Below are 16,005 nucleotides of genomic sequence, written 5' to 3' on the forward strand. Positions count from 1 at the left end.
GAGGTCGCCAAGGAGCTGGGGATGAGTCGCGTCCCGGTGCAAGAGGCCGTCGTTCAGTTGGAACGCGACGGCGTGCTGTCCACCCGATACCACCGGGGCGCGTTCGTCGAACGGTTCGACGAAGACACCATCCTCGAGCATCACGAGCTGCACGGCGTGCTCAACGGCATGGCATCGGCGCGGGCCGCCGCCAACCCAACCCCGCGGGTCCTGGGCCAGCTCGATGCCCTGATGCGCACGCTGCGTACCGCGAAGGAGCCCCGCACCTTTCAGCACGCTGCCCGCGAGTACCGGCACGCGGTCAACGACGAGTACGCCGGGCCGCGGTTGCATGCGGCGATCCGGGCTTCGCAGAGCCTGATTCCGCGTGCGTTTCTGCTCAGCTACCCGAACGTCATCGCTGAGATGCTGCCGTTCTACGAAGACGAGACCGCCGCGATCCATCGACGTGATCCCGACGCCGCGCGAGCGGCGTGCAGTGGCTGCGCCGAAGTGATGGCCAAGGTCATGGTGAGCGAACTCGTTCGGCGCGGCGTCCTCGCCCCGCCGCAGAAGGCAGCCCGGTTGTGAGGTCTCCCGATCGCCGTGGCTGAACCGTTCGCCAGCCGATACCTTGCAGGTTATGCAAGTCAACGCCGGCCACCGAGTCGCCGGAAAGCTGTTCGCGCTGATCGCGGTGACACTGTTGGTGTGCAGCCTTGGATCGGCTGCCCCCGCCGCCGCCGACACCAACCAGTGCGCCCCGCCCGGTAAGGAGGCGGCGATCGCGCTGCCGCGCAAGCTGGCCACCGCGAAACGCCCGCAGGAGGACAAGTACACGACCGCCGACGTCGAGCCGCTGAGTTCGGTGGACATCAACGAGCTGGGGCTGCTCACCCCCGGCACCTTGACCATCGGTACGTTGTCGCAAGCTCCGCCGACCAGCTGCGTCGACCCGGGCGGGCGCTACACCGGGTTCGACAACGAACTGTTGCGTGCCATCGCCGAGAAGCTGGGTTTGCGGGTCGTCTTCGTCGGCACCGACTTTTCCGCATTGCTCGCCCAGGTGGCTTCGCGGCGCTTCGACGTGGGCTCGGCATCGATCACCGCGACCGATGCGCGCCGGCGCACCGTCGCCTTCACCAATGGCTATGACTTCGGCTACTTTTCGCTGGTTGTGCCGTCCGGCTCACCGATCACCGGATTCGACGACCTCGCCGCCGGACAACGCATCGGCGTCGTTCAAGGCACTGTGGAGGACGCCTACGTCGTCGACAACCTGCACCTGCAGCCGGTCAAATTCCCGGATTTCACCACGGCCTACGCCAGCGTGAAAACTCACCAGGTCGACGCGTGGGTGGCGCCGGCGATGGAGGCACTCAACGTAGTGCGCCCCGGTGATCGGGCCGCGATCGTCGCCTACACCTTCAGCCTGGGACGGTACGTGGCCTATGCGGTCGCCAAGGACAACCGTGCGCTGCTCGCGGCGCTGAACTCCGGGCTGGACGCCGTGATCGCCGATGGCACCTGGTCGCAGCTGTACACCGATTGGGTACCGCGTCCGTTGCCGCCGGGGTGGGAGCCCGGATCCACGGCGGCGCTGACTCCGCACCTGCCGGACTTCGCCGCGATCGCCGGGCGCCATCACCGGGTGGCCGATGAGCCGCCTCCGCCCAGGTCGACGCTCGCCCAGCTGCGGGAGTCGTTTTTCGACTGGGAGCTGTACAAGCAGGCCGTCCCGGTGCTGCTCGTGACCGGGCTGCCCAACACGCTGATCCTGACCGTCAGCGCCGGCGTCATCGGCCTGGCGGTCGGGATCGTGCTGGCGATCGCCGGCATCTCGCGCGCCCGCTGGTTGCGCTGGCCGGCGAGGGTATACACCGACATCTTCCGCGGCCTGCCTGAAGTGGTGATCATCTTGCTCATCGGGCTTGGTGTCGGGCCGATCGTGGGCGGGCTGACCAATAACAACCCCTATCCGTTGGGTATCGCCGCACTGGGATTGACCGCCGCAGCCTATGTCGGCGAGATTCTCCGCTCCGGCATCCAAAGCGTGGAGTCCGGCCAGTTGGAGGCGTCCCGCGCGCTCGGTCTCAGCTACCCGACCGCCATGCGGCTGGTGGTGGTGCCACAGGGGATACGCCGGGTGCTGCCGGCGCTGGTCAACCAGTTCATCGCGTTGCTGAAAGGCTCCGCGCTGGTGTACTTCCTCGGGTTGATCGCCGGTCAGCGTGAGCTGTTCCAGGTCGGCCGCGACATCAACGCGCAGACCGGCAGCCTGTCGCCGTTGGTGGCGGCCGGTGCTTTCTACCTGCTGCTGACTATCCCGCTAACCCATCTGGTGAATCTCGTCGACGCCCGGCTTCGCCGTGGACGGCCCGCGACCGAAGCGGAGGACCACCTCGATGCGATCGCCGCGGCGTCCGGCCAGGAGATGACATGAGGCGAGAGTCAGTGTCGTTGGCCGGCAAGGGTATTCACCTGGCATTCGGCAGCAATGCGGTGTTGCGCGGCGTCGACATCGCCGTGCCGGCAGGCAGCACGGTGGCGGTGATCGGCCCGTCGGGATCGGGTAAGTCGACGCTGCTGCGCACGCTGAACCGGCTGTACGAACCCGACGGCGGCGATGTCCTGCTCGACGGTCAGTCGGTGTTGCGTGACGATCCCAACCAGCTACGCGAGCGCATCGGGATGGTGTTCCAACACTTCAACCTATTCCCGCACCGCAGCGTGTTGGACAACGTCACCCTGGCGCCACGCAGACTGAAGCGGCTTTCGGCCGATGCCGCCCGCGAGTTGGCGCTGGCGCAGCTCGATCGGGTGGGCATGAAAAACAAGGCCGACAGCCGTCCGGGCGCGCTGTCGGGCGGACAGCAGCAACGGGTGGCAATCGCCCGAGCGCTGGCGATGGCACCGCAGGTGATGCTGTTCGACGAAGCGACTTCGGCGCTGGATCCGGAATTGGTCAAGGGCATCCTGGCGTTGATCACCGAGCTCGGCGACGAGGGCATGACGATGGTCGTGGTCACCCACGAAATGGGTTTCGCCAAGTCAGCGGCCGATACCGTGGTGTTCATGGATCATGGCGCGGTCGTGGAGAGCGGACCGCCCGAGCAGATATTCGAGGCGGCTGAGACGGAGCGGCTGCAGCGATTCCTGTCCCAAGTACTTTGACAGTGCTAACGATTTTTCGCTTTGGCGCGCTGCCATCAGGTTAGACTGGCGAATTATGGCGGACCGTGAAGCCACCGCGGCGGAAGCAATACAGCTGGCTCAGGGTCTGCACCGTGCGTTGTCGAAACTGTTCTCCATCCTGCGCCGCGGCGATCCCAGCACCGGCGCTGCAACAGCGGGTGAACTGACGCTGGCACAGTTGTCCATCCTGGTTACGTTGCTCGACCAGGGCCCGATCCGAATGACCGACCTCGCGGCCCATGAACGTGTCCGCACTCCCACCACGACCGTGGCGATTCGGCGGCTGGAGAAAATCGGCTTGGTGAAACGCTCCCGTGACCCATCCGATCTGCGCGCGGTACTGGTCGACATCACCCCGCGCGGACTGGCGGTTCACCGCGAGTCACTGGCTAACCGGATCTCCGCCCTGGCCGCGATGCTGAACAAACTCAGTGAGTCCGACCTGGAAACCCTGACTAAGGCGCTCGCGCCGCTGGAACGCTTGGCGGCCGGCGAACTCGCCGGCACTCCCGACGGTTCGCCCCAGGATCGGTAGACCTGATAGTCGAAGCGCTGCAACGTCATTGACCGCATGTCTACCGCACTGATCACCGGCGCGAGCCGCGGTATCGGGTCGGCGATCGCCGCCGCCTTGGCCCCGACACACACCCTGCTACTGGCCGGGCGGCCCTCGGCTCGACTCGACGACATCGCAAAGCGTCTTGGCGCCAGCGTGTTCCCACTCGACCTGGCCGACACCGGCGCGATCGGTGCCAGTGCCGGCTCGATCACCGACCTCGACGTGCTGGTACACAACGCCGGTGTGTCCATGCCCGGCCATGCCGGGGAGTCCACCATCGGCCAATGGCGCACCACCTTCGAAGTGAATGTTATTGGCGTGGTGGCGCTTACGCTGGCGCTGCTGCCCGTGCTGCGGAGCTCGCACGGCCAGGTGGTGTTCGTCAATTCGGGGTCCGGACGCAAAGTTTCACCGGGAATGGCCTCCTACTCGGCCAGCAAGTTTGCGTTGCGCGCGTTCGCCGATTCATTGCGCGACGACGAGCCGGCACTGCGGGTCACCACTGTGTACCCCGGACGTGTCGACACCGACATGCAGCGCGAGCTGGTCGCGTTCGAGGGTGGCGATTATGACCCGGCCCGTTTCCTGCGCCCCGGGACCGTCGCGGAAGTTGTTGCGAATGTGGTGGCCACCCCGCCGGACGGCCACGTCCACGAGGTGGTCATCCGGCAGCGCTGAGCAGACGCCTAGACGACCAGGTTGACCAGTCGGCCGGCAACCACGATCACCTTCTTCGGCGTGGCGCCGTCCAGGAATGCCTGCACCTTCTCGTCGGCCAGCGCAGCCGCTTCCAGGGTGTCGGTGTCGGCGTCGGCGGCCACCACCACCTTTCCCCGCACCTTGCCGTTGACCTGCACAGGGTATTCAACCGTGTCCTCGATCAGATAGGCCGGGTCGGCCACCGGGAACGGCCCGTGCGCCAGCGACGCGTCGTTGCCCAGCCGTTGCCACAACTCCTCGGCGACATGCGGCGCCAGCGGCGCCAGCATCAACACCAGCGGTTCGACCGCTGCTTGCGGCACCACATCCCCGTGCTGTTTGGTGAGATGGTTGGTGTACTCGATCAGCTTGGCCACTGCGGTGTTATTACGAAGTGTCGCAAAGTCTTCCGAGACGCCCGCGATGGTGCGATGCAGGAGCCGCAAGGTGTCGACGTCCACGGCCACGTGGTTGTCCACGCGCGTCTCGCCGGTTTGCTCGTCAACCACCAGGCGCCACACCCGCTGCAGAAACCGGTGTGCACCGACAATGTCCTTGGTGGCCCACGGACGCGAGGCCTCCAATGGTCCCATCGACATCTCGTATACCCGCAGTGTGTCGGCGCCGTACTCGTCGCAGATCTCGTCGGGTGACACCGAGTTCTTCAGGCTCTTACCGATTTTGCCGAATTCCTGGAAGACCTCGATCTCGCCGTCCGGTCCCGGGTAGACGAACTTGCCGTCGCGTTCGATCACTTCCGTAGCCGGAACGTAGGACCCGCGGGCGTCGGTAAAGGCGAACGCCTGGATATAGCCCTGATTGACCAAGCGTCGGTAGGGTTCCCGGGAGCTGACGTGGCCCAGGTCGTAGAGCACCTTGTGCCAGAACCGGGCATACAACAGGTGCAACACCGCGTGTTCGACGCCGCCGACATACAGGTCGACGCCACCCGGGTCGTCGGAGCCGTGCTCGGCCGGCCGCGGGCCCATCCAGTAGGCCTCATTCTCTTTGGCGCAGAACCGCTCCGAGTTGTGCGGATCGGTGTAGCGCAGCTCGTACCAGGAACTGCCCGCCCACTGCGGCATCACGTTGGTGTCACGGGTGTAAGCCTTGAGTCCGTCGCCCAAGTCCAGTTCTACGTGCACCCAATCGGTCGCCTTGGCCAGCGGCGGCGATGGCTCGCTGTCGGCGTCGTCCGGGTCGAACAGCACCGGTGCGTAATCCGCGACATCCGGTAATTCGACCGGCAGGGCCGCCTCGCCCAGCGCGTGCGGACGTCCGTCGCGGTCATAGACGATCGGGAACGGCTCACCCCAGTACCGCTGTCGGGCGAAAAGCCAATCCCGCAGCTTGTATTCGATCCGGGCCTGGCCACGGCCATCGGATTCCAGGCGAGCCGTGATGGCCTCCTTGGCCGCGGCCACATCCATGCCGTCGAGGTAACCCGAGTTGACCAGCATACCGTCGCCGACGTAGGCGGCTTGCGAAATATCGCCACCGGCAATGACTTCGACGATCGGTAGGCCGAACTCGTGGGCGAATTCCCAGTCGCGCTGGTCGTGACCGGGAACGGCCATGATCGCTCCGGTGCCGTAGCCGGCCAGCACGTAGTCGGCAATGAAGATCGGTACCTTGACGCCGTTGGCCGGGTTGATCGCGTAACTGCCCAGGAAGACCCCGGTCTTCGCCTTGTTCTCCTGGCGTTCCAAGTCGGACTTCGCGGCGGTGGACTGCCGGTAAGCGGCGACGGCCGCGGCAGGTGTGGCACTCCCGAACGTCCAGTGCGGGTCCACGTCGTCTGGCCAGTCGGCGGCCACCAGGCGGTCGACCAAATCGTGCTCCGGGGCCAACACCAGATAAGTCGCGCCGAAAAGCGTGTCCGGCCGGGTGGTGAACACTTCCAGGTCGACCTCGGTACCGTCGGCGGTACGCGCCACAAACAACGCGGCCGCGCCGCTGGAGCGCCCGATCCAGTTGCACTGCATGGTCTTGACCTTCTCCGGCCAGTCCAGCAGGTCGAGATCGTCGAGCAGCCGATCGGCGTAAGCGGTGATCCGCATCATCCACTGGCGCAACCGTTTGCGGAACACCGGGAAGTTCCCCCGATCACTGCGACCGTCGACGGTGACCTCTTCGTTGGCCAGCACTGTGCCCAGGCCGGGGCACCAGTTCACCATCTCCTCCGAGCGGTAGACCAGGCGATGAGCGTCGATCACGTCGGCCCGCTCACCGGCCGACAACGCCGCCCAGTCCCGACTGTCATCCAAAGCGCGCGTACCGGAATCGAATTCGGCGATCAGTTCGGCGATCGGACGGGCCTTGTTGGTGGCAGTGTCGAACCACGCGTGGTAGATCCGCAGGAAGATCCATTGTGTCCACTTGTAGAAGTCGACGTCGGTGGTGGAGAAGCTTCGCCTGGTGTCGTGGCCGAAGCCGAGCCGGCCCAGTTGACGCCGGAAGTTGACGATGTTGGCCTCGGTCCGGGTCCGCGGGTGAGTGCCGGTTTGCATCGCGTATTGCTCGGCAGGTAGCCCGAACGCGTCGAACCCCAATGCGTGCAGGACATTATGGCCGGTCATCCGGAAGTAGCGCGCGTAGACGTCGGTCGCGATGTAGCCCAGCGGATGACCGACGTGTAGACCCTCGCCGGAGGGATACGGGAACATGTCCTGGACGAACATCTTGTCCTCGGGCACCGTCGAACCGTCCGTTGGCGCCAGCGAGCCGACCGGGTTGGCGACATTGAACGTCCTCCACCGGACCCAATTGTCCTGCCAGGCCCGCTCGATGCCGTCCGCCAGGTCCGCGGTATAGCGATACCGCGGTGTATCGGATTCCGCGTCGCCGGCACCCGGGTTGGCGGCGGTCGGGGATTCGGTCACGTCAACAGGGTATAAGGGCGCAAAGGACCGGCCCTGCGGCCATCGGCCGGTCTCGGTTGGATTGCGGCCCGGTCAGCGGTTCATCCCAGCTCGATTCCAGATCTATTCCGAGCCTGGCAGTCACCGGTTGTTCCTGGTTACAGTCGGCCTCTAATCCCCTTTCGCCGTTTGGAAGGACCAGTCTCATGATGCGGATTGCCCGTAACTGGCGGGTACTGCTAGCAGCTCTTGCCGTGATCGTCGGGGGTGCCATGGGATTTCCCGCTGCGACCGCGTCGGCAGAGCCGGTGTTTCCGCCCCGGCCCAATCCCGTACCGGCCCCCGCGGCACCGCTGACACCTCCAACCGCGCCCGGGCCGGTCGGCAACAGCATGCCGGGAACGGCTCCTTCCTTGCCGCCTAATGGAGGTACGTCCCCGGTCGCACCGGCCCGGCCGGCAGCACCGACACTGCCAGCGCCGACGCTGGCACCGGCCAGCTCCGGAACGCTAAGCGATTACTTGCACACTAAGAACGTCCAACTCGAGCCGCAGCAACCGCAGAACTTCAAACCGCTCGACATCAGCTTGCCGCTGCCGCCCCGCTGGACGCAGGTACCCGATCCCAACGTGCCCGACGCGTTCGCCGTCATCGCCGACCGTACCGGCAACAGCAGTCTCTACACATCGAATGCCCAGGTGGTGGTGTACAAGCTGATCGGCGACTTCGACCCTCGGGAAGCCATCACCCATGGTTACGTCGACAGCCAGCAGTCGCCCGCCTGGCGGACCACCAACGCCTCGATGGCCGATTCCGGCGGATTCCCGGCGTCGCTCATCGAGGGCACGTACCGGCAGAGCGACATGACGCTCAACACCTCGCGCCGACACATCATCGCCACCTCCGGGACAAACCGCTACCTGGTGTCGTTGGCGGTGACGACCGCAGTCAGCCAGGCCGTCGCCGACGGCCCGGCCACCGACGCGATCATCAACGGTTTCCGGGTGAGCACGCCCGGCGCCACCCCATCCGTCGCTGCCCCGGCACCCGGGCCGTCCACCCCTCCACTGTCTGGCCTGTCGCCCACACCGTCGCGCTAGGAAGGCGTTGCGGCCTACCCGCGCGGCGCGTGCGGTCTGCACCCTGCGTGATTGCGCAGCCAGGTTCAATTGCGGCTGATGTCGACCGGGTGGGTGGCCAATAGCGAAAGCGGCAATGGCTGGCGCCGGAGCGCCGTCCCCCACAGATCCACTTTCGGCGCCATCAGAATGTCGGATGGCAACGCCGACAGCACAATCCAATCGTCGCGTTCGATCTCGCCTTCGAGCTGGCCGATCGTCCAGCCGGAGTATCCGGCGAAGATTCGCACGCCCTCCACCAGCGGGGCGATCGTCTCCGGATCCCTGTCGAGGTCCACCATCACCAACCGGCCGGAAACGTGCCGCAGGCCCGGTACACCGTCCGGATCCGCACCGACCCGCAACACCGACAAGCACAATGCCGCGTCCCGTTTCACCGGGCCCCCGATGAACATGGTCTTGGGTTTGGCCGCCAGCTTGGCCCACTGCGGCAACACGTTGTAGACGGCGGTCTCGCTGGGGCGGTTGAGCACTACACCCAGGGTGCCGCCATCATTGTGCTCGACGATGTAAATCACGCTGCGACGAAATGTCGGCTCAAGCAACTCGGTGTTAGCCAGTAGCAAGGTGCCCGCCCGCACCCGATGCGCGGCGGGCGCGACAAAGTCCTCGGGATCTTCGGGCTGCGCCACCACACCATCATGGCATCAGCATCGGGTCGCTGTAGTGAACAAGCCGGGCGCTGCCGATATTTGTAGGGTGGTTTTGCGGACCTCACCCTGCATTCGCTCACCGAAGCCCCTAGCGGCAGCAGCAGTAGCCGTGGAAGTAGGTCTTTTGACTACTCCCCGCCCTGGAGGACGGAGATTTCAGCCCTCGCGGGCTGGGGTTCCTGCTTCGTCGCCGACCGCTGAAAGGGGTCTCCTTGCAGACTGATATCAGCTCGACAGGCCGTCACCGAAAGTCCTTCGGCCAAAATGTTCTTCGCGGCGTTCAAGTCCCGGTCGTGCCGGGTGCCGCAGGACGGGCAACGCCACGTCCGCGTATCGAGGTTGAGCTGGTCAAGCACGTGCCCACACCCGCTGCATTTTTTCGAGCTGGGACAAAACCGGTCGATGACCACCAGTGTCTTGCCCCACTTCAGGGCCTTGTAGTCGATCATCTGGCGAAACGAAGACCAACCACAGTCGGAGATCGCCCGCGCGAGCCGACGGTTGCGCAGCATCCCCGACACATTCAAGTCCTCAATCACGATCACATCGTTGGCCCGAACCAGCCGGGTGGACGTGGCGTGCAGAAAATCGCTTCGCGCGCGCCGAACCTTGCCGTGGGCGACCGCGACCTTGCGAGCTGCCTTGGCCCGGTTCTTCGAGCCCTTCTGCTTACGAGCCATGCGGCGCTGATAGCGAGCCAAGTTGCGCTGCTTGCGGTGCAGCAGACGCGGGTTGTCGGTGACCTCACCATCGGAGGTCACCGCGAACGATCTGATGCCCATGTCGATACCGACAGTGTTGCCTGTCTTGGGCAACGGTTGGGGGTCTGGGACATCGAGTTGAAAGGTCACATACCAGCGCCCGTCGGCGTCGTGGGTAACGGTCACCATCGACGGTTCGATTGCGACCTGGTCGATGTCGGCCCAGGACCATACGAACCGCAGGGGCCCGGTCTGCCTCGCGAGAACCAGTTGGCCATTCCGGTAGCGGAACGCCGAACGCGTGTAGGTCGCGGTCTTACGTCCGCGCCGGGGCTTAAAACATGGGTAGCCAGCCCGGTGGGCGAAGAAGTTGTTCATCGCGCGCGACTGATGGCGCAGCGTCTGCTGCAAGGGCACCGACGACACCTCCTTCAGGAATGCCGAATCGGGACGTTTTTTCAACTCGGTCAAAAACCGGTCGGTTTCGGCGTAGTTCGTGCGAATACCATCGGTGCGATACCGCCTGGTGCGCCAGTCCAGCACCTCGTTCCACACTTTGCGTACGCAGCCGAAAGTCCGGGCAAGGTTGGCCGCTTGCTCGTCGGTCGGATAAGCCCGACATCGGAACGCCGTACGCACAGCACAATACTTATCGCAAGGGACCGACACATCATGAGATTGCGGCCTTGCAGCGACAGACCGCCATTCTGCAACAGCCTGATGGCCCAGGCTTCCTGGCGGTGGTTTCTGTGATTCACACCCGGACACCGGGTGCTGTCTGGCGCTCGGTGCGTAGCCTGCCCGACTTTCGGCGGCTGCTGGAATTGCGCATGGTCAGCCAATTCGGTGACGGGCTTTTCCAGGCCGGACTGGCCGGTGCGTTGTTGTTCAATCCGGAGCGGGCCGCCAGCCCGTTGGCAACCGCCGGAGCGTTCGCCGTGCTGTTTTTGCCGTACTCTCTGCTGGGCCCGTTCGCCGGCGCACTGATGGATCGCGGGGATCGACGGCTCGTGCTGGTGTGGGCCAACGTGGGCCGGCTGGTGTCGGTGGCCGTGGTGGGCACCTTGTTCGTTGCAGGGGCCGCTGACCTGCCGGTGCTGTGTGGCGCACTGATCGTCAACGGTTTCGGCCGTTTTGTGTCCTCTGGGCTCTCGGCGGCACTGCCGGACGTGGTGCCGCGTGAGCAGGTGGTCACGATGAACTCGATAGCCAGCGCGGCGGGCGCGGTGGCCGCCTTCCTCGGCGCCAACTTCATGCTGGTGCCCCGCTGGCTCTTCGGGAGCGGCGACAACGGCTCCGCGTCGATCATCGTCCTGGTCATGATCCCGGTGGCGGTCGCGTTGCTGTTGTCGCTGCGATTTGCGCCGCACGTGCTGGGCCCCGACGACACCCGGCGCGCGGTCCACGGATCCGTGCTCTACCTGGTGATCACGGGCTGGCTGCACGGCGCGCGCACGGTGCTTACCAGCCCGACGGTGGCTGCCACGTTGGCCGGGCTGGCCGCGCACCGAATGGTGTTCGGGATCAACACGCTGCTGGTGCTGCTGTTGGTGCGCAGTGCCGGTGGCGCGTCCCTCGGCGCTCTGGGTACCGCGGTGTCGTTCCTCGCCGCGACCGGGACCGGGTCGTTTCTGGCCAACGTGCTGATGCCGCCGGCCGTACGCCGCTGGGGCCGCTACGCCACGGCCAACGGAGCGCTGGTGATCGCGGCAGTTATTCAAGTCGCCGGGTCCGGTCTGCACCTGCCGGTCATGGTGGGTTGCGGGTTTTTCCTTGGCGTTGCCGGACAGACGGTCAAGCTGTGCGCCGACACCGCGATGCAGGTCGATGTCGACGACGCCCTGCGAGGCCACGTGTTTGCGGTGCAGGATTCGGTGTTCTGGGTGTCGTTCGTCGGGGCGATCACCGTCGCGGCGGTCATCGTTCCCGCCGATGGGCACGCGCCCGCTCTGGCGCTGGCCGGGACTGCGCTTTACCTGGGCGGGCTTGCCGTTCACAGTCTGGTGTGGCGAGCACCGGTCCGTCGTTAAGGTAGTCGGGATGACCGACCTGCACTCGATTGTTGCTGATCTGCGCGCCGAAAGCGACGAACTCGACGCGCTGGTGACGCCGATGCCCGCCGAACGCTGGGCGGAGTCAACGCCCGCGGCGGGCTGGACCATCGCCCACCAGATCGGACACCTGTTGTGGACCGATCGGGTCGCGCTGACCGCGGTCACCGACGAGGCCCGCTTCGGCGAGCTGCTGGATGCCGCGGCCGCCGATCCCAGCGGCTTTGTCGACGCCGGGGCGGACGAACTGGCCGCCACGCCACCGGCCGAGCTGCTCGCCGATTGGCGGTCCACCCGCATCCGATTGCACGACGCGTTGTTGTCGGTCCCCGACGGCCGCAAGCTGCCATGGTTCGGGCCGCCGATGAGCGCGGCGTCGATGGCAACCGCGCGCCTGATGGAGACCTGGGCGCACGGCCTCGATGTCGCCGACACGCTCGGGGTCCAACGGCCCGCCACCGCGCGGCTGCGGGCGGTCGCACATATTGGCGTCCGCACCCGCGACTACGCCCTCGCCGTCAACGGCCTTACCCCGCCGAGCGCACCGTTCTTCGTCGAGCTCCGCGCGCCGGACGGCGGCACCTGGTCGTGGGGCAAGCCAGACGCCGCGCAGCGGGTAACCGGATCGGCCGAGGACTTCTGCGCCCTGGTCACTCAGCGGCGGCCATTGAGCGTTCTCGACATCACCGCACAAGGAGAGGGCGCGCAGCGCTGGCTGGGGATCGCGCAGGCCTTCGCCGGCCCCCCGGGCCCTGGGCGATGAGCGCGCGCAGCGCGCGAACAGAGACAGGGCCCAACCAGCCCGGGCCCTGGGCGATGAGCGCGTAGCGCGGTACCGGTTTGGGCACCGATTGTTGCGGGTAGCCGCGTGCCAGTGTCGATCGAGATAAGCCCTGAACGCGCGCCGCTGGCAGCCGACGCTGCCGTCGGCGAAGCGCGGCCGGATAACCGGCTTTCGTTCATGGATCAAGCCCTCTTTCTGGCCATGCGCGCAACCGGCCGCAGGGCGGTCGTCCAGAGCGTTTGGGTTTACGACGATGCCATCGACCTCGATGGGTTAGAGCGTTTTCACCACAACCTCTGTTACGGGTTGTTGGGCCGACGCATCGAATGTTCGCCGTTGCCGTTTGGCCGCCATCGGTGGGTCGCATGTCAGGGTCCGGATATCGATATCGCTGAATACTCCCGCCCCCGTTCTGAACTCAGCGACTGGGCCGACGAACGTGCACAGCTACCAGTTGATCCTGAATCGGGCCCCGGTTGGCATCTCGGGGTCCTTCCGCTTACTGACGGGTCCACAGCGGTGAGTTTGGTCGTTTCCCATTGCCTGGTCGACGGCCTCGGGGTCAGCGGTGCGATAGCCGATGCGGTCACCGGCAAGAGACGCGATCTCGGCTACCCTCCGCCGGGGTCGAGAACCCGGCTGCGGGCGCTGGCCCAAGACCTCCGTCAAACCGCACGGGGTGCACCCGAGATCGTCCGGGCGCTTGTTGCGGCCGCAAGAGATGGCCGTCACCGCCAGCGTAATGGTAATGAATCGGCTGCGTCGCAACGTATCCCAGTCCAGGACAGTGACGACAGCCAACCTGTCGTCGTACCGATGATCACGGTCCATGTCGGTGCAGATGACTGGGATGCCCGCGCGAAGGCGCTTGGCGGAATGAATCACCACCTTCTCGCCGGATTCGCGGCGAAGCTCGGGGAACACATGGGCCGCCGGCATTCCCGTCACGGCCTTGTCACCTTACAATTGCCGATCAGCGACCGCACCGAGGGCGATGCCCGGGCCAACGCATTGTCATTTGTCAGCATCGACGTCGATCCGGCGCCGGTAACGACAGATTTACGCAACATCCGTGTCGCCCTGGGGCAGGCATTCCGGGCGCAGCGAGAGGCACCCGAGGGGGCCGCACAACTCGGTGCGCTGGCCCCACTGGTGTCGTTTGTGCCGAAACGGCTGCTCAAACGATTCGTCGATGCGGCCTTCGCCTACAACGACCTTCCGGTGGGTTGTTCCAACGCCGGCGACGTCGATCCGGCGCTCGGCCGCCCCGATGGGACCGATGCTTCGCAGGCCTCGGCACGAGGAGGGGAACAACAGGTGACGCGCGAGCACCTTGAGCGAACGGGCGGCCAACTTACCGTGTGGGCGGCGCGTTTTGGCGGCAAGGTGTGCGTCACCGTCGGTGCCTACCAGCCGGGCGGGGCGAACTCCAAACCAGCCCTGCGCGAACAGGTTACGCAAACATTAAGAGAGTTCGACCTGGCCGGCGTGGTCGACTGAGACACACCGATGAGTCGGTCAGGTGGTCGTCGTCATCAGGTGCCGTTTGACTTCCAGGCGCCGCAACTTCCCTGACGACGTGCGTGGCAGCGATCCGGGTGCCATGAATACGACATCGGAGGGGACGACTCCACATTCGGACGCCACCCGCGCCACCAGTTCGCTGCGGGCGGCGGACTCATCGGAACCACGGAACTCCGCGACGATCACCAGCCCTGGCCGCACCCCGCCGTCATCGGTGCCGACCGCCACGACACTCCCCTTACGTACGCCGTGCACTTCGGCGACTACGTTTTCGATCTCGGTTGGAAAGATGTTGCGGCCCGCAACCGTGATGAGCTCTTTGGCTCGCCCGCACACCACCAGGCCGTCGTCGGTCAGGTAACCGAGGTCACCTGTCTTGAACCAGGTGTCGGCTTGCAGCGGAGCTTCGCCGACGTATCCGGACATCATTGACGTGCCGCGGATCTCGATCTCGCCGACCTCGCGGTCCATGACTTCGGCCGGCTGATCCGTCGCCTCGCCGATCCGTACCTGCATGCCGGTTACCGGTTCGCCCAGGATGGCGTGGCGCGCCGGCTCACCGGAGCCGGTTTTCGTGACCTTGTCGTAGCGCAGGCCGCTACCGGGGCGCGGGATGGTCACCGCGCAGGTGGACTCCGCCATGCCATACGACGGTGCGGACGCACCCGGATCAAGACCGAACTTGCTCAGCTCCGTGATGAACCGCTCCATCCCGGCGCAGTCGACCGGCTCGCCCCCGTTGATGGCCAGCCGTAATCGGCCGAGGTCGACGTCAGGCAGCAGGCTGGCGTACTTGCCGATCAAGCTGTAGGCGAGGTTGGGCGCGGCGGTCAACGTCGCACCGCTGTCTTGCAGCCACGTCAGCCAGCGGACCGGGGAGGCGGAGAACGCGGGAGTCGGGGCCAGCCACAGCGGGTAGCCGAGCCGCATAGAGCTGAGCAGAAAGATCAGGCCCATGTCGTGATACAACGGCAGCCACGAACATCCCACATCGTGCGAGGCGTCGAGCCGTAAACGCTCGGTCAGGCCGTTGAGATTGCTGAGCACCGCTTCGGAGGAAACTTGAGCGGTGCGCGGGGTGCCGGTGGATCCGGCGGTGCCCTGCAGGACTGCTGGTGTGTCAGCTGCGCCGGTTGCCGGCGCCAAGCTCGCTGAGCGTGGTGTGCCTGCGGCTGCGCCGACATCGAGCACTCGCAGCAGTGGTGCATCCGAGGTCTGCAGCAGGTGCAGTTCCGCGCCGTGACTGAACACGGTGCGCACGCCGATTGCGCCAAACCGGTTCAGCGTCGACCGTGCCCACTGCTGCGGGTCGGCGCCGCGGATCAGTCCGGGCAGGATAGACACACCCTGCCCGGCAAGCCACGTGCCCTGAACGGCGGCGACGAAGTCGACGGTCGGCTCGCCGACGAGGCCGACCGGGCCGGGTTCGTCCTCATCGAGCATCCGGGCGGCGAGGCTTTCGGCGCGCGCGTGTACCTCCGGCCAGGGGCAACGAATCCAGGATTCGCTGTCCGAGTCGAAGACGGACAGGTCGTGCGGTGACGCGTTCATCGCCTGAGTCAGGGCGACGGACAGCGCACTCACCGCGTCACCGGAACCTTTGCCCGGATGACCGTCTCGAGGTCACCGATGGTGTCGCAGCTCAGCAGTTCTTGTTCGGATAGCGACACTCCGAGCTTGGCCTCGATCGCCACCTTGCCCACGGTGAACGCCACCGAGTCCAGGCCGACGTCATCAATCAGCCGCGAGTCGCGGGTTACCCGGCTGATGTCAATGTTCAAGTCGTTCTGCAATATCTCTTCGAGGGCCGGACTCACCGCGTCTGGAGTTGGTCGGTCCATGCACCTCGGGTGCCCCACG

14 protein-coding genes are annotated in these 16,005 nt (G+C 65.8%); 9 read left to right on the forward strand and 5 right to left on the reverse strand.

From position 1 onward, the window contains the following. The 5 genes from ACRDTL_RS17230 to ACRDTL_RS17250 all read left to right on the forward strand — a co-directional run. Positions 1 to 570: GntR family transcriptional regulator (locus tag ACRDTL_RS17230; RefSeq protein ID WP_431507916.1), on the forward strand; the 570-nt coding region annotated here is incomplete at its 5' end. A gap of 52 nt (positions 571 to 622) precedes the next feature. After that, complete coding sequence (locus tag ACRDTL_RS17235) at positions 623 to 2,422, forward strand: ABC transporter substrate-binding protein/permease (RefSeq protein ID WP_431507917.1); 1,800 nt, start codon at positions 623 to 625, stop codon at positions 2,420 to 2,422. After that, a complete protein-coding gene (locus ACRDTL_RS17240; RefSeq protein ID WP_431507918.1) occupies positions 2,419 to 3,153 on the forward strand; it encodes an amino acid ABC transporter ATP-binding protein in 735 nt (244 codons plus the stop codon). Before ACRDTL_RS17235 ends, ACRDTL_RS17240 begins: the two co-directional genes overlap by 4 nt. 55 nt (positions 3,154 to 3,208) lie before the next feature. Beyond that, entirely contained in the window at positions 3,209 to 3,709 is a 501-nt protein-coding gene (locus tag ACRDTL_RS17245; RefSeq protein WP_431507919.1) for a MarR family winged helix-turn-helix transcriptional regulator, read from the forward strand. Between the two features lie 36 nt (positions 3,710 to 3,745). After that, on the forward strand, positions 3,746 to 4,411 hold the full coding sequence (locus ACRDTL_RS17250; RefSeq protein ID WP_431507920.1) for an SDR family oxidoreductase: 666 nt from the start codon (positions 3,746 to 3,748) through the stop codon (positions 4,409 to 4,411). 8 nt (positions 4,412 to 4,419) lie between these two features. On the opposite strand, the gene leuS is transcribed toward ACRDTL_RS17250, so the two are convergent. Next, positions 4,420 to 7,314 carry a leucine--tRNA ligase gene (gene leuS / locus ACRDTL_RS17255; RefSeq protein ID WP_431507921.1) on the reverse strand — a complete coding sequence of 965 codons (2,895 nt, stop codon included), beginning with the start codon at positions 7,312 to 7,314 and terminating at the stop codon, positions 4,420 to 4,422. A gap of 185 nt (positions 7,315 to 7,499) precedes the next feature. Between leuS and ACRDTL_RS17260 the strand changes: the two genes are divergently transcribed. After that, complete coding sequence (locus ACRDTL_RS17260; protein WP_431507922.1) at positions 7,500 to 8,393, forward strand: LpqN/LpqT family lipoprotein; 894 nt, start codon at positions 7,500 to 7,502, stop codon at positions 8,391 to 8,393. A gap of 65 nt (positions 8,394 to 8,458) precedes the next feature. Here the strand turns inward: ACRDTL_RS17260 and ACRDTL_RS17265 are convergent, their stop codons facing one another. Beyond that, positions 8,459 to 9,067: a YqgE/AlgH family protein gene (locus ACRDTL_RS17265; RefSeq protein WP_431507923.1), complete on the reverse strand. Its 609-nt coding sequence runs from the start codon at positions 9,065 to 9,067 to the stop codon at positions 8,459 to 8,461. A gap of 146 nt (positions 9,068 to 9,213) precedes the next feature. Continuing rightward, positions 9,214 to 10,425 carry an RNA-guided endonuclease InsQ/TnpB family protein gene (locus tag ACRDTL_RS17270; RefSeq protein WP_431507924.1) on the reverse strand — a complete coding sequence of 404 codons (1,212 nt, stop codon included), beginning with the start codon at positions 10,423 to 10,425 and terminating at the stop codon, positions 9,214 to 9,216. Positions 10,426 to 10,526: 101 nt separating this feature from the next. Between ACRDTL_RS17270 and ACRDTL_RS17275 the strand changes: the two genes are divergently transcribed. The 3 genes from ACRDTL_RS17275 to ACRDTL_RS17285 all read left to right on the forward strand — a co-directional run bounded on the left by ACRDTL_RS17275 (position 10,527) and on the right by ACRDTL_RS17285 (position 14,121). Continuing rightward, positions 10,527 to 11,816, forward strand: a complete 1,290-nt coding sequence (locus tag ACRDTL_RS17275) for an MFS transporter (protein ID WP_431507925.1) — start codon at positions 10,527 to 10,529, stop codon at positions 11,814 to 11,816. Positions 11,817 to 11,826: 10 nt separating this feature from the next. Continuing rightward, positions 11,827 to 12,600: a TIGR03084 family metal-binding protein gene (locus tag ACRDTL_RS17280; RefSeq protein ID WP_431507926.1), complete on the forward strand. Its 774-nt coding sequence runs from the start codon at positions 11,827 to 11,829 to the stop codon at positions 12,598 to 12,600. Between the two features lie 198 nt (positions 12,601 to 12,798). Continuing rightward, entirely contained in the window at positions 12,799 to 14,121 is a 1,323-nt protein-coding gene (locus ACRDTL_RS17285; protein WP_431507950.1) for a wax ester/triacylglycerol synthase domain-containing protein, read from the forward strand. A gap of 18 nt (positions 14,122 to 14,139) precedes the next feature. Here the strand turns inward: ACRDTL_RS17285 and mbtM are convergent, their stop codons facing one another. Both mbtM and ACRDTL_RS17295 read right to left on the reverse strand, forming a co-directional pair. Then, positions 14,140 to 15,729: a long-chain-fatty acid--ACP ligase MbtM gene (gene mbtM / locus ACRDTL_RS17290; RefSeq protein WP_431507927.1), complete on the reverse strand. Its 1,590-nt coding sequence runs from the start codon at positions 15,727 to 15,729 to the stop codon at positions 14,140 to 14,142. Then, positions 15,726 to 15,986, reverse strand: coding sequence for an acyl carrier protein (locus tag ACRDTL_RS17295; protein ID WP_431507928.1), 261 nt, complete (start codon positions 15,984 to 15,986; stop codon positions 15,726 to 15,728). Before ACRDTL_RS17295 ends, mbtM begins: the two co-directional genes overlap by 4 nt. Positions 15,987 to 16,005 lie beyond the last annotated feature (19 nt).

Origin of the sequence: Mycobacterium sp. (assembly GCF_050700595.1) — a bacterium.
In the GTDB taxonomy this organism is placed as follows: Bacteria; Actinomycetota; Actinomycetes; order Mycobacteriales; family Mycobacteriaceae; genus Mycobacterium.